The organism is Planococcus glaciei (assembly GCF_900099655.1).
Taxonomy (GTDB): Bacteria; Bacillota; Bacilli; order Bacillales_A; family Planococcaceae; genus Planococcus; species Planococcus glaciei.
In genome coordinates, this window is record NZ_FNDC01000004.1 from 184213 (window position 1) to 201827 (window position 17615).

General features: G+C 46.2%; 17 protein-coding genes. 13 read left to right on the plus strand and 4 right to left on the minus strand.

Annotated features, from left to right (window positions below):
- Positions 1 to 32 precede the first annotated feature (32 nt).
- Complete coding sequence (locus BLQ32_RS07620) at positions 33 to 524, minus strand: hypothetical protein (protein WP_053166237.1); 492 nt, start codon at positions 522 to 524, stop codon at positions 33 to 35.
- Positions 525 to 982: 458 nt separating this feature from the next.
- Entirely contained in the window at positions 983 to 1510 is a 528-nt protein-coding gene (locus BLQ32_RS07625) for a DinB family protein (RefSeq protein ID WP_074509824.1), read from the minus strand.
- 273 nt (positions 1511 to 1783) lie between these two features.
- On the opposite strand from BLQ32_RS07625, the gene BLQ32_RS07630 reads away from it, so the two are divergent.
- The 6 genes from BLQ32_RS07630 (at position 1784) to BLQ32_RS07650 (ending at position 7271) form a co-directional block, all read left to right on the plus strand.
- Positions 1784 to 2176: a hypothetical protein gene (locus BLQ32_RS07630; RefSeq protein ID WP_074509826.1), complete on the plus strand. Its 393-nt coding sequence runs from the start codon at positions 1784 to 1786 to the stop codon at positions 2174 to 2176.
- Between the two features lie 15 nt (positions 2177 to 2191).
- Positions 2192 to 2359, plus strand: coding sequence for a hypothetical protein (locus BLQ32_RS19820; RefSeq protein ID WP_175557086.1), 168 nt, complete (start codon positions 2192 to 2194; stop codon positions 2357 to 2359).
- Between the two features lie 195 nt (positions 2360 to 2554).
- Positions 2555 to 3658 carry a zinc-binding dehydrogenase gene (locus tag BLQ32_RS07635; protein ID WP_244890333.1) on the plus strand — a complete coding sequence of 368 codons (1104 nt, stop codon included), beginning with the start codon at positions 2555 to 2557 and terminating at the stop codon, positions 3656 to 3658.
- A gap of 65 nt (positions 3659 to 3723) precedes the next feature.
- Positions 3724 to 4557, plus strand: a complete 834-nt coding sequence (gene ahlS, locus BLQ32_RS07640; RefSeq protein ID WP_036804520.1) for an AhlS family quorum-quenching N-acyl homoserine lactonase — start codon at positions 3724 to 3726, stop codon at positions 4555 to 4557.
- 86 nt (positions 4558 to 4643) lie between these two features.
- Positions 4644 to 6092, plus strand: a complete 1449-nt coding sequence (locus tag BLQ32_RS07645) for an aldehyde dehydrogenase family protein (protein ID WP_074509828.1) — start codon at positions 4644 to 4646, stop codon at positions 6090 to 6092.
- 54 nt (positions 6093 to 6146) lie between these two features.
- Positions 6147 to 7271, plus strand: coding sequence for a zinc-dependent alcohol dehydrogenase family protein (locus tag BLQ32_RS07650; RefSeq protein ID WP_053166233.1), 1125 nt, complete (start codon positions 6147 to 6149; stop codon positions 7269 to 7271).
- A gap of 78 nt (positions 7272 to 7349) precedes the next feature.
- Here the strand turns inward: BLQ32_RS07650 and BLQ32_RS07655 are convergent, their stop codons facing one another.
- Together BLQ32_RS07655 and BLQ32_RS07660 are read right to left on the minus strand one after the other, a co-directional pair.
- Positions 7350 to 8567, minus strand: a complete 1218-nt coding sequence (locus BLQ32_RS07655; RefSeq protein ID WP_036804526.1) for an EAL domain-containing protein — start codon at positions 8565 to 8567, stop codon at positions 7350 to 7352.
- A gap of 24 nt (positions 8568 to 8591) precedes the next feature.
- Positions 8592 to 9416 (minus strand): STAS domain-containing protein, encoded by an 825-nt coding sequence (locus BLQ32_RS07660; protein ID WP_074509830.1) that lies wholly within the window; start codon positions 9414 to 9416, stop codon positions 8592 to 8594.
- Between the two features lie 450 nt (positions 9417 to 9866).
- Between BLQ32_RS07660 and BLQ32_RS07665 the strand changes: the two genes are divergently transcribed.
- The 7 genes from BLQ32_RS07665 to BLQ32_RS07695 all read left to right on the plus strand — a co-directional run bounded on the left by BLQ32_RS07665 (position 9867) and on the right by BLQ32_RS07695 (position 17593).
- The gene (locus BLQ32_RS07665; protein ID WP_074509917.1) at positions 9867 to 11123 is read left to right on the plus strand and encodes a sugar ABC transporter substrate-binding protein; all 1257 of its coding nucleotides are present in this window, start codon (positions 9867 to 9869) and stop codon (positions 11121 to 11123) included.
- Positions 11124 to 11756: 633 nt separating this feature from the next.
- Entirely contained in the window at positions 11757 to 12632 is an 876-nt protein-coding gene (locus BLQ32_RS07670) for a carbohydrate ABC transporter permease (protein ID WP_036804531.1), read from the plus strand.
- A complete protein-coding gene (locus tag BLQ32_RS07675) occupies positions 12632 to 13468 on the plus strand; it encodes a carbohydrate ABC transporter permease (RefSeq protein WP_053166229.1) in 837 nt (278 codons plus the stop codon). The genes BLQ32_RS07670 and BLQ32_RS07675 overlap by 1 nt, the downstream gene beginning before the upstream one ends.
- A 19-nt stretch (positions 13469 to 13487) precedes the next feature.
- Positions 13488 to 14180: a YesL family protein gene (locus BLQ32_RS07680; RefSeq protein WP_083335284.1), complete on the plus strand. Its 693-nt coding sequence runs from the start codon at positions 13488 to 13490 to the stop codon at positions 14178 to 14180.
- Positions 14181 to 14219: 39 nt separating this feature from the next.
- Positions 14220 to 14915: a beta-phosphoglucomutase gene (pgmB, locus tag BLQ32_RS07685; RefSeq protein ID WP_074509831.1), complete on the plus strand. Its 696-nt coding sequence runs from the start codon at positions 14220 to 14222 to the stop codon at positions 14913 to 14915.
- 47 nt (positions 14916 to 14962) lie between these two features.
- On the plus strand, positions 14963 to 17254 hold the full coding sequence (locus BLQ32_RS07690) for a glycoside hydrolase family 65 protein (RefSeq protein WP_074509833.1): 2292 nt from the start codon (positions 14963 to 14965) through the stop codon (positions 17252 to 17254).
- A gap of 150 nt (positions 17255 to 17404) precedes the next feature.
- A complete protein-coding gene (locus tag BLQ32_RS07695; protein ID WP_036804539.1) occupies positions 17405 to 17593 on the plus strand; it encodes a glycine zipper domain-containing protein in 189 nt (62 codons plus the stop codon).
- Positions 17594 to 17615 lie beyond the last annotated feature (22 nt).

The window sequence follows — 17615 nt, forward strand, 5'->3', positions numbered from 1 at the left end:
AACCAACGGCCTTCTAAGATTGTGAGGAGAAGTTACTTAATGGCACAGGAGTTCGGCGACCATTCGGTGTGGGTGGCGCCGGTACTGACCCAGTGGATTTGGTTCAGGATTTTATAGCTTCCGGATGGCAGGCTCTTGAAAGATGTGAAATTCAATCTTCCGTCATTTGATGTATTGCGCCACCCCGGTTTTGTATTCGGATTGAACCCGTATAAAGTTACGTACGCATAACCCGGCCACTCAGCCAGGGATTTAAATTGCTCATACTTCGAGCCATTATAGCGGTAAAGGACAGGTTTCCAAAAAACGGTATCCGTTTCGCGCCCTTTCCAGGCAGTCACATAGCGAGGAGGTTCGGCTTTGACAATTTTTCCTGCACAAGACATGGAGCCAACTGCGTGCGAAGGCCAGTTGCCTTCGCCATTATGGGCTTCGGCGGGTTGTTCAGCAGTAAAACTGATGGCAAAAAATATAGAAACAGATGCTAATAGTTTGGCGGCAGTAGAGAATTTTTTGAAAGCCATGGTTATTCCTCCTCTGGAATATGTAGAATAGAAAATACCTATTGGTTAGAAATCAAAATATACGGGAATAATAAATAATGGAAAATTCAGATATTGAATATAATATCATATTTTTACCAAGAAACCTAGCGTTAGGATAAAAATGAAAAAAGATTTTCATAAATTTTGTCGAAGATGCAAAAAGCGGAAATAGCTGCTATGCGTTTTAAAATTTTCGCCTGTTGTGAAAAGACAGATGGAGGTGGAAAAATGAGCTTCAGGAAGACAAGGAGTTTTCTATACAAAATCGACCGGTTGAGCGGTGATTTCAAGGCCGTGAAAAATGGCACCATCGGAAGCAGAATCGGTAAACGGATGCTTAGAAAAATGATCAACCGCCTATTGTGGAGGTTCTTTAAAATATAGTCAGCGAAGGGCCGTCTGCAGTTCTTGCAGACGGCTTTATGATGCGCTGTAAATTATTTTCTTTTTAAAACGCCCAAATAGTTTGCCCATGGGCCGACATCTTCCCGGTACCGTTCCGCCATCACGCGGATGATTTGGGAAAGATGGGTCAGGTCGTGGACAACCCAGGTTGACAGCAACTCCCGCAGTTTGACAGAACCGAATTCCGGATGAATGCCGGTCAGTTCAAAGTGAAGTTCAGGATCCACAAGGTGGTTTAGTTTTTCAATATTTTGCACGCGGAGTGTTTTAAATTCCCGCAGCTTTTCTTCAAGCGAATTTTGATTGCTGATTTTCAAATGGGCAAAGCGGTCAAAAGGAGGGAAAGGCCTGGTTTCACCATCCTGCAAAATAGTTTCCAACCTTGGCAGCCAATTCATTTTTTCCGCTTCGATCAAATGTGCCACAACTTCTTCCGCATTCCACGTGTTTTCGCCTTCGCGGTTTTGCAGCCAGCCTTCAGATAACCCCGACAAGAAGTGGGTAAGTATGCCGGGGGTTCGCTCCAAAATTTCAATCGCTTCTTCAAGTTTTAACTCCATTTATATGCTCCTTTCCGTGGTTGAGTAAATAAGAAATTAAACATGTTGCATTCATTATATAGTAATCCGAATTTTTAGATAAGTTCTAGTTTTATTCTTTATTAAAGCGTATAATGGGTACGAATTTAAAACGAAAAATGATAGCTTAACTTAACTAAAATAGAGAAAGGAGAAAAGACAAACATAGTTTTCTCGTATTCCTTTGCCAGTCGCCGGAGCTTTAAAGCTTCTCAAATGAAATGACAGCCACTATTTGGAAAAGGAGAAAAGAAGATGCTGTATAATGTCGTATTATTCCTCCACATTTTAGGAGCGGTGATCATGTTCATGGCAATCAGTATCCTCGCGTTATCCATGCTTTCCTTGCTGCATGCGAAAGAGACGGAAGATGTGAAGCGCTGGTCGGGACTTGCAGTGAAAACGGATGCGCTCTTTCCGTTAAGTACACTCATCATTATTGTGCCGGCACTGTACCTCGTATTCTCGACATGGGGATGGGGGATAGCATGGATTAATGTATCTTTAGCAGCGCTTTTGGGCACCAGCTTTTTGGGGCCGGTCATCAACTTGCGCCGGCTTAAAGGAATTCTTGCCGCTGCTGAAGCAGAAACGGATTCTGTCCCATCGAGTGATTTAGTGAGAAAAGTGAGAGATCCGGTGCTTTAGAATTCCGTTTCTATTATGTCGATGCTGGTTTTTGGCATTCTGTTTTTGATGGCCGTCAAGCTGCCATTGGTGGGTTCGCTCATTACGATGGCCATTGCTTTAGTGGCTGGACTTGTACTTGCCCGTTTTATGCTGGCGAAAACTAAACCAGACACTTCTGCGGATACAGTCTCATTTAGATGAGCTTAGCGCACATCAAAAAACATTTGCTGCATCTAGACCGTGCTGATAATTCATCAGCACGGTTTTTATCATTAAATCTAAGTGGATTACATATTAAATTATTATGAATAATCAGAAAATATATTGAAAGCAAAATTTTTGATACGTATAATGAAAATGTAAGCGCTTTTTATTTTGGAAAGGGAGTGGGGAAATGTGAACGATAACCATGCAAAAGGCAGAGTGGCCGTAATGGATGAGCCGGAGAAGTTAAGCTACCGGGAATATGATTTGCCGAAGCCAGGGCCGGGAGCGGTTCTTCTGAAGGTGCTGCGTTCCAATATTTGCGGGTCGGAGCTGCATATATGGAGAGGCCAACATCCGACCAAAAAGAAAGGCGTCCTTGGCCATGAGATGATCGGTGAAGTCCATTCGCTTGGAGACGGTGTGACGACCGATTACGCAGGCGAACCCATCCAAAAAGGAGACCGCATCGTTTCCGCTTATTACATCACATGCAGAAAATGTGCTGCATGCCGGGAAGGGCATTTTCACTTGTGTGAACATGCTTACGATTTCTGGAACCAGCCGCCGGAAGTAAGCCCCCATTTTCATGGTACTTTTGCTTCGCACTATTACATTCACCCAGACCAATACTTCTATAAAGTGCCAGACAATGTATCAGAAGCTTCAGCAGCCAGTGCAAACTGTGCTTTGTCGCAGGTTTATTTCGGCTTGGACAAAGCCGGTGTGACGTATGGCCAAACCATTGTCATCCAAGGAGCAGGCGGCCTTGGCTTGAACGCGACGGCAGTAGCCAAGGAAAAAGGCGCCAGAGTAATCGTGGTCGATGGCGTAGAAAGCCGGCTGCAGCAAGCCAAACTTTTTGGCGCCGACCATACGCTCAATTTAAACGACTACGGCTCTGTCGAAGAACGGATAAAAGCCGTGCTTGATCTTACGGATGGGAAAGGGGCCGAATTTGCGATGGAAGTGGCAGGCGTCCCTGCCGCTTTTGCAGAAGGCATCCATTACATCCGGCCTGGCGGCAAATACGTCACCATTGGCAATATAACACCGGGCAAACTGGTGGAATTCGATCCGGGTCTACTAACCAGAAAGTCAATTCAAATTATTCCGGTCGTCCGCTACAATCCCTGGTACTTGTACAAAGCCTTGAAATTTCTTTCAAACACGCAAGGGAAATATCCGTTTGACGGCATGATTGATGCTGAATTTTCAATGGATGATATTAAACTCGCGCTGGATAAATCCGCAGCACGGGAAGTGACGAGAGCGACCATCATTATGGACCGGTAACGATTCTTCAGAAAGCCTGATCATACAATTAAAAGGTTCAAAAATTAGCAGACGGAGGTCATACAATGGATAAACCAAAATTATACGTACTGGATACAGGAACAATGAAAATGGATAAAAACTTCATGGTGGCTGCCCATAATCCGGCAAGCATTGACAATCCCAATCCACCAGCTGAATTTGTTGAATTCCCGGTATATGCTGTATTGATTGACCATCCGGATGGAAAAATTCTGTTCGATACCGGCTGTAACCCGGAAGGAATGGGGGAAAACGGAAGATGGCCGGAAGGCGTCCAAAAGTTGTTCCCGGCGTTCCAGGATGAATCCTGTTATTTGATCAACCGGCTGGAGCAATTGAATCTGCGGCCTGATGATATTAAGTATGTCGTTGCTTCCCATTTGCATCTTGATCATGCCGGATGTCTCGAGCTGTTTACGAATGCAACAATTATCGTGCACGATTCTGAACTGAAAAATACGATGAAGCAATATGCGATGACAAAAGACATGGGCGCCTACATATGGGCGGACATCAACGCTTGGATTGGCAACGACTTAAAATGGAAAACCGTTATGCCGCATGAAGATGAATTGGAGCTTGTCAAAGGCGTTAAGATTTTGAACTTCGGACCGGGGCATGCCTGGGGACTTTTAGGGCTGCACATTGATCTTCCGGGAGAAGGCGGCGTCATTTTGGCGTCGGATGCTGTGTATTCAGCGGAGAACTACGGGCCGCCGGTTAAAATTCCGGGAATCATTTATGATTCATTGGGCTATTTAAGCGCAGTGGAAAAAATCAAAAAATACGCTGAACGCACCAATTCGCAAGTATGGTATGGACACGATTCCAAGCAGTTCCGCAATTTCATCAAATCCACCGAGGGCTTTTATGAATAAGGCAGTTTAATTGGACCGGCCCTGCGGCATCTGGACATCAGCTGTTAGGGCCGGTCTTCTTTGATTGAAAAAGGGAGGACAAGTGGATGATTGACGTAAAAAGTTATTATTTTGGCTCGATTATTGATGGAGAAGAACTCAGCAAAGAAGGCAGAACAGACCTCGAAGTTTTTAATCCTTATACAAATGAGGCTATTGGAAAAATATCCTGTGCGACACCGGAAGACGCAAAACATGCGGTGGACACGGCGCAGCGGGTATACACCGAAACGACTAAAAAGATGCCGGCCCATAAACGTTCGGAGATTTTGCGGAAAGCCGCTGATTTGCTGGAGCAAAGAGTGGAGGAGTTCGCCCGCACCCTGGTACTGGAAGCCGGCAAACCGATTAAAGAAAGCCGGGTCGAAGTGCAGCGGGCAATCCAGGTTCTCCGTTTTGCTTCAGAAGGAGCCAAAGCGATTTATGGCGAAACCATTCCGCTCGACAGCGCCATTGGGGGCGAAAATCAAATCGGCATCGCCAAACGGGTGCCATTAGGCGTTGTAGCAGCCATCACACCATTCAACTTCCCGCTCAACCTGGCACTGCATAAAATAGCGCCAGCACTTGCAGTCGGGAATACGGTCGTGTTGAAGCCTGCTGAAAAAACACCGTTTTCATCAGTGCTGCTGTATCATTTGCTGGAAGAAGCCGGACTGCCAAAAGGTGCGTTAAATATCGTTATGGGGCCGGGGCAGGAACTGGTGGAACCTTTGGTGACGCATCCCGACGTCAAAAAAGTCTCGTTTACCGGAAGCAGTGCCGTCGGATGGAAAATCCATGAAATGGCGAAGCGGAAAAAAGTGACGCTTGAACTGGGTTCCAATGCACCGAATATTATTTTTGAAGACGGGGATATCGAGGTGGCGGTCAATGCAATTGTGCTCGGCGGCTATACATATGCCGGACAGGCCTGCGTTTCCGCACAGCGGATCTACGTCCACGAAACGATTTATGAAAAATTCCTTGATAAGCTTGTGGAAAAAGTAAGTGCACTGAAAACGGGAGATCCGCTGGAAGAATCGACCGATATGGGGCCGATGATCACCGAAGAAGCGGCACAGCGTGCGCAGTCCTGGGTAAAAGAAGCCGAAGATCAAGGCGCAGCGATACTGACGGGCGGCAGCCGCAAAGGATCGATGCTTGAACCTACCGTTATCAGCAACGTTACATCTGACATGAAAGTCGTTTGTGTGGAAGTGTTCGCGCCGATTGTCAGCGTCATGCCGTTTTCAAAGGAAGAAGAAGTGGTGGCCCATGCCAACAATACGGACTTTGGCTTGCATGCCGGCGTCTTTACCGCCGACATCAACCGGGCGATGCGCATGGCAGATGCCATTGAGACGGGGGGCGTCTGGATCAATGAAGTATCCGTGCGGCGCTATGACCATATTCCATATGGCGGCATCAAAAGCAGCGGCATCGGAAAAGAAGGCGTGAAGTATGCCATTGAAGAAATGACGGACTTGAAATTTGTCGGAATCAAGCTGTATTGATTCTATAAAACCAGAATGGCCGAACTTAATAATTCCAGATAGGGAGAGGATCAAATGAAGGTGAAGTCAGCAGTATTGCGTGAAATTGGAGCCCAGACTCCGTATGAAGAAAGCCAGCCGATTCAGATTGAAGAATTGGAACTGGATTCTCCGGAGCGGGGAGAAGTATTGATCCAGATAAAAGCAGCGAGCCTTTGCCATTCCGATTTATCGGTGATGAACGGCAGTCGGCCGCGTCCATTGCCAATGGCGCTTGGACACGAAGCAGCAGGCGTTATTGTGGAAGTTGGAGAAGGCGTCGTCGGCTTGGAAGTCGGAGACCATGTGGCGTGCGTCTTTGTACCGAGCTGCGGCCAGTGCGGGCCCTGCCGTGAAGGGCGCCCGGCTTTATGTGAGCCTGGAGCTGTCGCGAATACAGCAGGAACCTTGCTTGGCGGTGGACAGCGGCTCCACAATGCAGAAGGCGTAGTTAATCACCACGTCGGCGTATCGGCATTTTCCGAGTATGCGGTGGTTTCCCGGAATTCCGTCGTGAAAGTCAGCAAAGACATTCCGTTTGAAAAAGCGGCGTTGTTCGGCTGTGCCGTCATTACCGGCGTTGGGGCTGTAGTGAATACAGCCGGCATAAAACTCGGCAGCACCGTAGCGGTTGTCGGACTGGGCGGCGTAGGGCTCAGTGCGCTGCTTGGCGCCATTGCGGCAGGCGCGAGCCGGATTGTAGCAGTTGATATTAACGAAACGAAGCTTAAGCAGGCGAAAGAACTTGGCGCGACTGACACGTTCAATTCCAAAGATCCGGATGTGGTGGAACAGATCCGCCAAGCTACCGGCGGGGGATTGGACTATGCATTTGAGACAGCTGGAGTGGTGCCGGCGATGGAAGTGGCTTATTCCATTACGAAGCGTGGTGGAACTACCGTCACAACCGGGCTTCCGCATCCGGAACATAAATTTTCTTTCCCGTACCTTTCGTTGACCGCGGAAGAACGGACGCTTAAAGGCTCTTACATCGGCAGCTGCGTGCCAAGCCGGGACATCCCGCGGTATATGAATTTGTTCCAGGAAGACCGGCTGCCGGTCGATAAGCTGATCACCGATTTTATTTCTTTGGATGAAGTAAACAAGGGCTTTGATATTCTGGCAAAAGGGGATTCCTCCCGTATCATCATTAAATTTTAAGGAAATCCAAAAAAACCCGCAGCCTGTGAAATCATTGATTTCAAACAGGTTGTGGGTTTTTCTTTTTTTATGGAAGAACTATTCAATAAACAAAAAATCATGGTCAAAAATAAACGCATAACTGATATCCACAAACAAAAAATACTTGTCGGATAGCGGGAAACTGAATGTGCGGATCATTTCAGCCGTTTCAATATCTGCGTACGGATCGGACAGGATTCCTTTATGCCATGTCCGCATGTGCAGGATGTTTTCCAGGAAATAAGGGCGGAATGCCCAGTGCGACCCTTTTTGATCCATTTCCATCGCCCAGCTGCCCTCTTTCTTCCTGAAGTTTGAAGACACTTGCTGGCCATCGCTGTTGCAGACGTAGATGCGGAAACTTTCTTCATCGAAGGCTTCGGTGACAGAAGCGATAAAGGCATCGGCCGTTTCCGGGCCCTGCCATTTCACCGGCATTTTTTTCATCTTTTCCTCACAGGCTAAAGCAAATGCCAGGCGCTCTTTGACCAGCGTTTTTTCCCTTTGGATAAACCCGAGCACTTTTTCGCCGACATTGATCAGCAGCGAGTCATCAAGCTGCGGTGCAAAAGACGGCCTTGCCAAATGGAAGCCCTGGTAATAATGGCCGCCGTTTTTCCAGGCAAAGTACAGTTGATGGTCGTCCTCTATATTTTCATAAGAAAGCTTCGCGCCAATTCGGCGCGCAAGCAGCGACACAGAATAAAGAATGTCCTGAAAAACATCCGGGCTGCTCTGGCGGATAATGCCGGTATCAATTTTTAAAATATGTGGTTTAAGTTGGCGTATCCGATCGATGTTCGAGCTTTTAGCTCCGACATGATCGACGGCAATCTGGATGCCGTAAGTTTTGTAATAAAGCAGCAGATGATTCAGCACATCGAATCGTTCTTCAAAATCATGTTCGGTAATTTCCAGCACCAACCGGTTCATGGAGAATCCTTGTTTTTCAAATTCCAGTAAAGTATGCAAAAAATCTTCGCCGCCGTTGATTAGAAGCTGTTTGGCATTTCGGTTGATGAACAATGATCCGGCAGCGCCTGATTGGAGCATTTCGGTGATAGCCAGCTGCAGAAGGTGATGGTCAACTTCTACTTTGTATTCGTCAGGCACATCGGCATCGTGGAAAAATTCTGCCAGGCTGAGCCATTCGCCATCGGCTTGGTAACGGCCAAAAATCTCATAGCCGATAATGGTATGTTTTACTGCACTGACAATAGGTTGAAAGGCCGGTTTTACATGGTCGAGGTTTTCGAGAATGTCTAATGGATCCAAAAGTCCGCCTCCTTACGGGAGCTTTTATGCAATCAAGTATTCTTTCAATGCTTGTTGAAGCGTGCCAAGCGTTTGTGTTTTCGAATCGAATGTTAAGTCCAAATTGATCATCTTTCTGACGACTTCTGCTCTTAACCCGGTAATGATCGACTTGCAGCCCATCATAGCGGTGCCGTCGATAATTTTCATCAAGTGGTGAATGACTTCAGGTTCCATGTCAGCGATGCCGGATAAATCGATGATCAATGTCTGGATGCGGGATCTGCCGATTTCCGTCAGCACTTTTTCTTCGAGGATGTTCGTCCGGAACGAGTCGACTGTACCGATCAGCGGCAGGATGCAGACCGAAGCGTTGATCGGAATGATCGGAACGGACAAGTTTTCAACCAGCTGGCGGTGAGCCAGAATCAGGGAATCTTTATAAGTGGAATAACTGATAAAAAAGGTATTCAGGAATTTATCCACGCCGTTGTTTACAACTTCTTCGAGTTTGAAAAAGTCAGGAGCCAAATCGCCTTTGGATAATTGATTGTATTGATTGATGAAAGTCCACAGTGTGCGGCGGATAGCCTGCACCCATTCCAACTTGAAAGCCAAATCGATTGAATGGGTTGCCCAGGCAATCCCTTCTTGCTTGGCAAACAGATTTAGTTTTTCTTCTTCGCCATCTACAATATAACCGACTACTTTGTGGGCGTTGGAAACCAAATCAATATTCCCGATAGCCAAGATTTCATCAATTTTATCTTTAACGTTCACAGCCTCTGACAATAACTTTTCTTCAAAGGCATTTTTGTTCTCTGCAAAAAACGCTTTTACTTGTTCAGAATTCTGTAAGGCTTGTGCCATTTTCCCTGCTCCTTTTATGTAGTATTTAACTAATGTATCTCTTAATTAAATCATATAACTGCTGAAATTAGAAATTAAGTATTTTCAATTTTGTTTAAACTAAATTAGTTGCGGATGGTTCACCATGCCTGTAATTTTTCCCATTTTATTTTTCTATCAAACTCATACTAGCTGTTTTATTCTGGTGTTCAAAAGCCGGTGGGAATTAGAAGATATTGACTATTCCGAATATTAAATTTATACTAAAACGTGAGACAGGTTTAATGAGAAACGGGGATTATTACATAGATTGGCGCAATTCTTATGGCAAAGAAAAATGTCCGCAAGCCAAAAGAAGAGCCGGGCCTGCGCATAAAAGAAATTTTCACCTTGCTTGATTCTGGCAGTAGCAAAACAGCTTCTTGTTTTGTTCACTATAGCAATTCAAACTTTAAAAAAGGGGGAATTTGCATGAAGAACCAAAAAAACATGTGGAAAGTTCTATTATTGGCATTCATCGTATTTATTTTGGCAGCTTGCGGCGGTGATGGAGGAAGCGAAGAAAGCGGCGGAGAATCTGGAGGTTCCGGTGATTCAGGAAGCCAAAAAATCACGGTTTTCAACCGGAAAGTGGAAATCTCTGACCAGCTGGCTGCGATGGCCAAAGAATACACGGAAGAAACGGGAGTGGAAGTGGAAGTATTGGGGACGACAGGCGATGATTACCTGCAGCAATTGCAGATCCGCTTGAACAGCAACCAGGGCCCCTCCATCTTTACGCTTCAAAACGAAACAGAAGCAGAGCAATTGAAGTCCTATGCCTATGATTTAAGCAATGAAGAATATGTAAAACACATTGCACCCGATATGGAACTGAAAGTGGATGACAAAATTGTCGGCGTCCCTTATGGCGTCGAGGGATTCGGAATTGTCTACAACAAAGATTTGGTGAAACCGGAAGATGTAACTGATTATGCGTCATTTGTCAGCACGCTTGAGAAGTTCAAAGGAGAAGGCATTAATGGCTTCGGATTGGCACAGGATGCCTACTTCCTGATCGGCCATCCGAGCAACTATCCATTTGCCTTGCAGGAAGACCATTTTGACTTTATTGACCGCTTGAATGCAGGAGAAGTGACAATGGCAGAAACGCCGGAATTCCAGGAATTCGGCAAGTTTATGGAAGCGATCAAAGCAAATACGCCGAACCCGCTCAGCATCACCTATGACCAGGAAGTCGGTGACTTTGCTTCAGGGAAAACAGCCATGATCCACCAGGGAAACTGGGCATTTGGCATGCTGTCCGAATTTGAATTCGATTTCGAAGTGGGTATGATGCCATTTCCGCTGATGGGCAATGACAAATTAGCGGTAGGCGTCGGCAACAACTGGGTGATCAACAGCAAAAAAGAAGAAGGCGAGATCAAAGCCGCGAATGACTTCCTGAACTGGATGTCCACAAGCGAGACGGGGCACCGCTATATTGTGGAAGAGTTCGGCTTTGTGCCGGCTCTGACCAATATTGATGCAGGGGAACTGGACCCATTGTCACAAGCGGTTCTTGACGCCAGCAACAGCGGCGAAACCATTCCATGGGCGATCAACTACTATCCGGCGAATATTGTGCCGAATGATTTGACTCCGCTGGCGCAGCAATTCTTCTCGGAAGACATGACCGGCGAAGAACTGATTGCGGGCATGGACGAAGCATGGAAAGGTGCCCAGTAAATCAAATAGAAGTGAATCTGGACACGCCAAGAGGCGTGCCCGACCTTGTAGACAAAAGAACTCAACGTATGAGAAATGGATGAACAGACAACAGGGCGTCCCGGATCCTCCATTCCAGCCGGACGCGTTCCGCGGGCTCGCGCCGAACTAACTCAGAACTAGCGTCCCGAGTGGATTTCGGCACTTCGCTATCCCGCTGGAAAGGCATTGGCCGAAGCTTGCAAAAGGACAAGCCTTTGCGCCGAAGCTAGCGCAGCGATGCAGGAGCAGTGGTTTTCCGCCGGCTTCCATTCCGGATCCTAAACATGAAGCTATTAAAAGGTGTCGATTTGCCTCTAGGGCTGTCTGTTTAAGCTTCAACCCGATTCACATTCACTATTGAATCAAAGAGAGACACTTCAACCGGTCCGGCCACGTAGACTCCTGTGGGACAGCGAAAGCTGAAGACCCCGCAGGTGCGAAGCAGCGAGGAGGCTGAAGCTGAGCCCACGGAAAGCGAAGTGGCCGAACCGGTTGGTTTTATGCATTGCTATTCATTTAATTTACACTTTGTATACAGTCTGGACACGCCTCTTGGCGTGTCCACTATTCCTTAAACATGTCTAGATCATTCGCCGGAAAGAAGGGGTGGGCGTGCCAAATCGAAATAAACTTAAATGGTTTCTCTTATTTACTGTTCCATTGATTTTCATTTTTACGATTGTTGTACTCATTCCGTTTCTTGTGGGCATTTATTATTCGTTTTTTGAATGGGACGGTATCGGAGCAAATCCGAAAGTATTTGTCGGCCTGGATAATTTTGTGGAATTATGGGGGGACAACCAGTTTCTCCGGTCGATGTGGCTGACGACTTTGTTCACTGTCCTATCCGTCATTACAATCAATGTTATTGGGTTGGCTTTTGCTTTGTTGGTTACTTCCAGAATCCAAACAGCGAATGCTGCACGTACTTTGCTGTTTATGCCGTACTTGATCGGCGGGTTGATCCTCGGGTATATTTGGCAATTTGTTTTCGTGGATGTGTTTTCTTTTCTTGGAGAAGTGACCGGGCTGGACCAGGTGTTTTTCAACTGGCTGGTGGATCCGCAATTTGCTTTATATGGTTTGGTATTTGTTTTTACGTGGCAAATGGCCGGCTACATCATGATTATTTATATTGCGGGCATCCAGGCGATTCCGAATGATGTGGTGGAAGCGGCAAAAATCGATGGCGCCAGCACGTGGCAGCGGTTTACCCGCATTACGTTCCCGCTGTTGATGCCGGCTTTGACGATCAGCCTGTTCTTGACGCTTTCGTCCGCCTTTAAAATCTACGATGTCAATTTGTCGCTGACGGGCGGGGGGCCTGCCAATGCCACGGAACTCTTTGCCATGAACATTTACCAGGAAATTTTCGGCAGCAGCAATTACGGGTTTGGGCAGGCGAAAGCTATTGTGTTCTTCTTGATTGTCGCTGCGATTACGTTGACCCAAGTGTACATGACGAAAAAGCGGGAGGTCGAAATGTGATGAGAAAAACTTCTAGCATCTTAAAATCTGTGCTGCTCATTTTGCTCGCCCTTTTCTTCCTGTCGCCGATTTACATCATTTTCGTCAATTCGTTCAAAGACCGGCAGGAACTTTATGACAACGCCTTGGCGCTGCCGGATAACTTCAGTTTTCAATATTATTTGGAAGCAATGGAAAAAATGAATTTTCTCAGTGCACTTGGAAACTCCCTGTATATCACCATCGTGTCGGTCGTGCTGATTGTCATTTTGTCTTCTATGACCGCGTGGATGCTGGTCCGGACAGACAGCAAATGGAGTACGGTCATTTTCATGACATTCATTGCAACGATGCTGATTCCTTTTCAGACTTTAATGATGCCGCTTATGCAGTTTATGAGCGCCATCACCGAAAATTTGAATATCCCGATGTACAACACCCGGGAAGGCTTGATTTTCATGAATATCGGATTCCATGCCAGCCTCTCGGTATTTTTGTACCACGGCTTTATCAAATCCATCCCGATTACGTTGGAAGAAGCGGCGACGATAGACGGAGCTTCGAAGTTCGGCGTTTTTTGGCGAATCATTTTTCCGATGCTGAAACCCATTACGGCGACTGTCATGATCTTAAATGTCATCAGTATATGGAATGACTTTTTGCTGCCGTCCTTAACACTGATTGATACAGCCCTCAGAACCATCCCGTTATCGACGTTCTTTTTCTTTGGGGAGTTCACCATCCAATGGAATTTGGCTATGGCTGGACTCACGCTTACCATCATCCCTGTCATCATTTTTTATGCGATGGCCCAAAAACACATCATCAAAGGGATTGGGGAAGGCGCAGTAAAATAAAGAAAAGTGGTGATGAACGATGCGCGAAATGCCCGGATTAGCTGGTACTTTATACGTTTACGCTGAATGGCTCATGCGATTTTCTGCTGCTAATATCTTATGGTTTATCGCAAACCTTCCATTATTGTTTGTGCTGTTCAGCGTCTACCTCAATGGATTCACTGAAGGATTTGTGTGGTACTTGCTGCCGATTGCCGGGTTGTTTCCGGCGGTATTGGTGCCCAGTACAATCGCATTATTTGCCACGGTGCGTGAGTGGATTATCCAAAAAGACCAGCCGTCAATTACGAAGGCCTATTTGTTCCATGCAAAAGCGAATTATCGGAAAAGCTTATTCTCCGGCATCTTTTTAATGGGAATCTGGTTGGTTTGGCTAGTGGATTTCTACTTTTTCAAAGCGGCGAACGGGTTTTTCGGCATGCTCTTTGCATTCATTGGGCTGTTCCTTTTTGTTTGCACGCTGAACTTTTTTTCGCTGAGTGCGCATTTTGACATGACACAACGGTCCTTAATGAAAAATGCGTTTTACGTCACCATTGGCAATCCGCTGTTGAGTTTGTTTATTCTTGCAAGCAATCTTGCCATATTTTATGTCAGTACTGCAAAACTCTTATTTTTGCTGCCGCTTTTTGCCGCATCGATCAGCGCATATCTTTCTTTTCTTGCCTTTTACCGGTTTGCTTTAAAAACGAAGAAAAAAATCACAGCTTAATAAGGAAGGAAAAGCGGTGACAAAGAGGAGGCGTCTACTATCAGCATATATCCGAAAGCCTTCATTTATGATTTAGACGGCGTAATTACAGATACAGCAGAATTTCATTTTTTGGCCTGGCAGAAAATTGCGCAAAAACTTGATATATCGATTGACCGGCAGTTCAATGAGCAGTTGAAAGGAATAGGGCGGATGGATTCTTTGGAACTGATTCTAAAACTGGATCCTTCCTTATCCGAGCTGTCTAATGAAGAAAAAGAAAACTTGGCCAATCGGAAAAATGAGTTGTATCTGGAATTGGTTGAAACCATCGATTCATCCAATGTCCTGCCGGGCATCGAAGAATTGTTGGCGGCCAACAAAGAACAGGGCCTTAAAATCGCCTTGGGTTCGGCAAGCAAGAATGCACTGTATGTATTGGACCAGCTTGGGTTGACCCATTATTTTGATTACATTGTCGATGCATCGCAAGTAAGTAAGGGCAAACCCGATCCTGAAACATTTACGGCCGCTGCCGATGCTCTCGGGATTGAATATCCGGCATGCATCGGCATAGAAGATTCTGCGGCAGGAGTTGCAGCCATCAATGCAGCCAATATGTTTTCGGTAGGCGTCGGAGACGCTGCACAGCTTTCTGATGCTGACTATTTAGTCGAGGCTACTTCACAATTGGATTTTGAAGAAATTGTCGAGCGATACCGGCACCAGACGGCATTGAAAGAAACGGATCAATAAATGCTAATGTTTTGACCACCAAAGGGACCGGCTGAGGAGTGAAACCGATGACCTGGAAATTGATGAAATGCGGACTGGAGAACCCTGACCTTTTGCTTGATGAGAGCATTTTGTCATTGGGAAATGGCTATTTAGGCGTTAGAGGGAATTTTGAGGAAGGCTACCCGGAGCTGTTCAGTTCAATCCGGGGAGCCTATATCAACGCATATCATGACGAAACGGAAATTGCGTATGGGGAGAAATTATACGGCTTTCCGGTGATGCAGCAAAAAATACTCAATGTGATTGATGCCCAAACGGTCCAAATATATGTGGATGACGAATTGTTTTCCTTGTTTGAAGGAGAGATAATTCATTTTGAAAGAATTTTACATATGGATGCCGGTTTTGCAGAGCGTATCGTCCATTGGAAATCACCGAAAGGAAAAGAAGTGAAGATCGTTTTCCGGCGTATGGCTTCTTTTATCACACGGGAGTTATTTGCCCTTTCCATCCGAATTGAGCCGGGAGAAGGGATCCGTAAAATAAAGATTGCGTCGGCAGTAGATGGGGACGTCTCGAACTTTGTAGATGCCAGCGATCCGCGTGTAGGGTCGGGCCATGCAAAAAGGCTTTATGTGACGGAAGCCCGAAAAGAAGAAGATTTTAGCGTTGTGAAGTGCCTGACCTATGTTACCCAACTTGAAGTGGCTTGTGTAACAGCCACTGATATCCAGGCTGAGGAATATGCTTACAACAGCCAGACTGAAGGCAGCCGCGTAGAGGAAACTTATGTATGCGAAGGCAGGCGGCCGATTGAGTTTACGAAATTCAGCGTCTATACCGATACATTGAGGCACGGAATTGAAGTGGTGGAAGAAGCTCGGATGCTGCAGGAACGGCTGGAAGGCAAAAGTTTTGAGGATTTGCTGGTGGAACAGCGGGCATATATGGACCGTTTTTGGCTGCATTCGGATGTTGAAATTGACGGCGACGAGCCCATGCAGGAAAGCATCCGGTTCAACCTTTTCCAGCTGCTTCAATCGGTCGGGAAAGATCCGCACAGCAATATCTCGGCAAAAGGTTTGTCGGGAGAAGGGTATGAAGGGCATTATTTTTGGGACACGGAAATCTTCATATTTCCGGTATTTTTGATGACCAATCCCGAAATCGCAAAAAACTTGCTGACATACCGCTATTCGATTTTGGAAAGCGCAAAAGCGCGTGCAAAAGTCCTTGGCCATGAAAAGGGAGCTTTGTTTCCTTGGCGGACCATCAACGGACCGGAAAGTTCGTCGTTTTTTCCGGCAGGAACGGCGCAATACCATATTAGTGCAGATATTGCTTATAGCTATGTCCAGTACTATTTGACGACTGGAGACGAAGCATTCTTAAATGAAGCGGGAGCAGAAGTGCTGTTTGAAACGGCGCGTTTGTGGATCGATACCGGGCATATGAGCGGCACTGCTTTTAAAATCGACAGCGTTACCGGCCCGGACGAGTATACATGCATCGTCAATAATAATTATTACACCAACGTGATGGCCAAGCATAACCTGCTTTGGGCCGCCAAAGTTTACCGGATGCTTCAGGAAAAAGATGAAGCTCATTTGAATGAGCTCGCAGAACGCCTGGCACTCAACGAAACAGAAGCAGCGGCTTGGCAGGAAGCCGGCGAAAAAATGTATCTGCCTTATGATGAAACCCTTAAAATCAATGCACAGGATGACAGTTTTTTGCAAAAAGCGCGTTGGAATCTGAAGGACACCCCAAAAGATAAATTCCCGCTTTTGCTGCATTATCATCCGCTTACGCTTTATAGATACCAGGTCTGTAAACAAGCTGATACGGTTTTAGCCCATTTTCTGCTTGAAGACGAACAGGATTTGGCCACGATCAAGAATTCGTATGACTATTATGAACAAATTACCACACACGATTCTTCGCTTTCTTATTGTATTTTTAGCATTATGGCTTCCAAATTGGGGTATAGGGATAAGGCATATCATTATTTTAAGGAAACAGCCCGGTTGGATTTGGACAATAGCCACGGCAATACAAAAGACGGACTCCATATGGCGAATATGGGTGGTGCCTGGCTTGCCATTGTGTATGGATTTGCCGGTTTGCGCATTAAAGAGGCGGGCTTAAGCTTTGCTCCTTCATTGCCGGCAGCATGGAATGCTTTTGCTTTCCACTTTCAGTACAAGAGCAGGCTGATTTTCTTGCGCATAGAACAGGATGCGGTGAAGTACCTTTTAGTCGAAGGTGAGCCTGTAACGGTTTATCAGGATGGAGAGCCTATTCGGCTTGAACCGGGAAAAGAAGTAGCGATTAGGGAATCGGCAAAACGCCATTAAGCGAAAAAGGGCATTTCTATTTCGGATTGCATACTAGCCAAGCCTATAGCTTCAATCAGCCACCGGCATAAGCTCCATGCTTCAGACATCTATTGAAGGTTCGGCAGGCCTTAGGCCGAATCTCCTTGCGGAATGGAAAGGGTGAACCTGATGGCAGCAAACTACAAAAATGAGACCGGCAACAAAACACCATTTATTGCAATTGGAATTATATTGGGAACAATCATCGGCGCTATATTAGGGCTGATTTTTGGCAACGCGGCAGTGGGAATCGGATTTGGCATTGCTATCGGCTTTGCCGCAGGAGCAGCAATGGAACAAAAACGCATTAAGGCCTAAAGAAGACAAAAAGAATGCCGCG

Bases quoted from the DNA above. Each gene is read 5' to 3' on its own strand.
- BLQ32_RS19820 (WP_175557086.1), top strand. From the start codon at position 2,192: ATGTCGATGCTGGTTTTTGGCATTCTGTTTTTGATGGCCGTCAAGCTG.
- BLQ32_RS07665 (WP_074509917.1), top strand. From the start codon at position 9,867: ATGAAGAACCAAAAAAACATGTGGAAAGTTCTATTATTGGCATTCATC.
- BLQ32_RS07645 (WP_074509828.1), top strand. From the start codon at position 4,644: ATGATTGACGTAAAAAGTTATTATTTTGGCTCGATTATTGATGGAGAA.
- BLQ32_RS07675 (WP_053166229.1), top strand. From the start codon at position 12,632: ATGAGAAAAACTTCTAGCATCTTAAAATCTGTGCTGCTCATTTTGCTC.
- BLQ32_RS07630 (WP_074509826.1), top strand. From the start codon at position 1,784: ATGCTGTATAATGTCGTATTATTCCTCCACATTTTAGGAGCGGTGATC.
- BLQ32_RS07650 (WP_053166233.1), top strand. From the start codon at position 6,147: ATGAAGGTGAAGTCAGCAGTATTGCGTGAAATTGGAGCCCAGACTCCG.
- BLQ32_RS07690 (WP_074509833.1), top strand. From the start codon at position 14,963: ATGACCTGGAAATTGATGAAATGCGGACTGGAGAACCCTGACCTTTTG.
- BLQ32_RS07620 (WP_053166237.1), bottom strand. From the start codon at position 524: ATGGCTTTCAAAAAATTCTCTACTGCCGCCAAACTATTAGCATCTGTT.
- BLQ32_RS07625 (WP_074509824.1), bottom strand. From the start codon at position 1,510: ATGGAGTTAAAACTTGAAGAAGCGATTGAAATTTTGGAGCGAACCCCC.
- BLQ32_RS07660 (WP_074509830.1), bottom strand. From the start codon at position 9,416: ATGGCACAAGCCTTACAGAATTCTGAACAAGTAAAAGCGTTTTTTGCA.
- ahlS (WP_036804520.1), top strand. From the start codon at position 3,724: ATGGATAAACCAAAATTATACGTACTGGATACAGGAACAATGAAAATG.
- BLQ32_RS07695 (WP_036804539.1), top strand. From the start codon at position 17,405: ATGGCAGCAAACTACAAAAATGAGACCGGCAACAAAACACCATTTATT.
- BLQ32_RS07680 (WP_083335284.1), top strand. From the start codon at position 13,488: ATGCGCGAAATGCCCGGATTAGCTGGTACTTTATACGTTTACGCTGAA.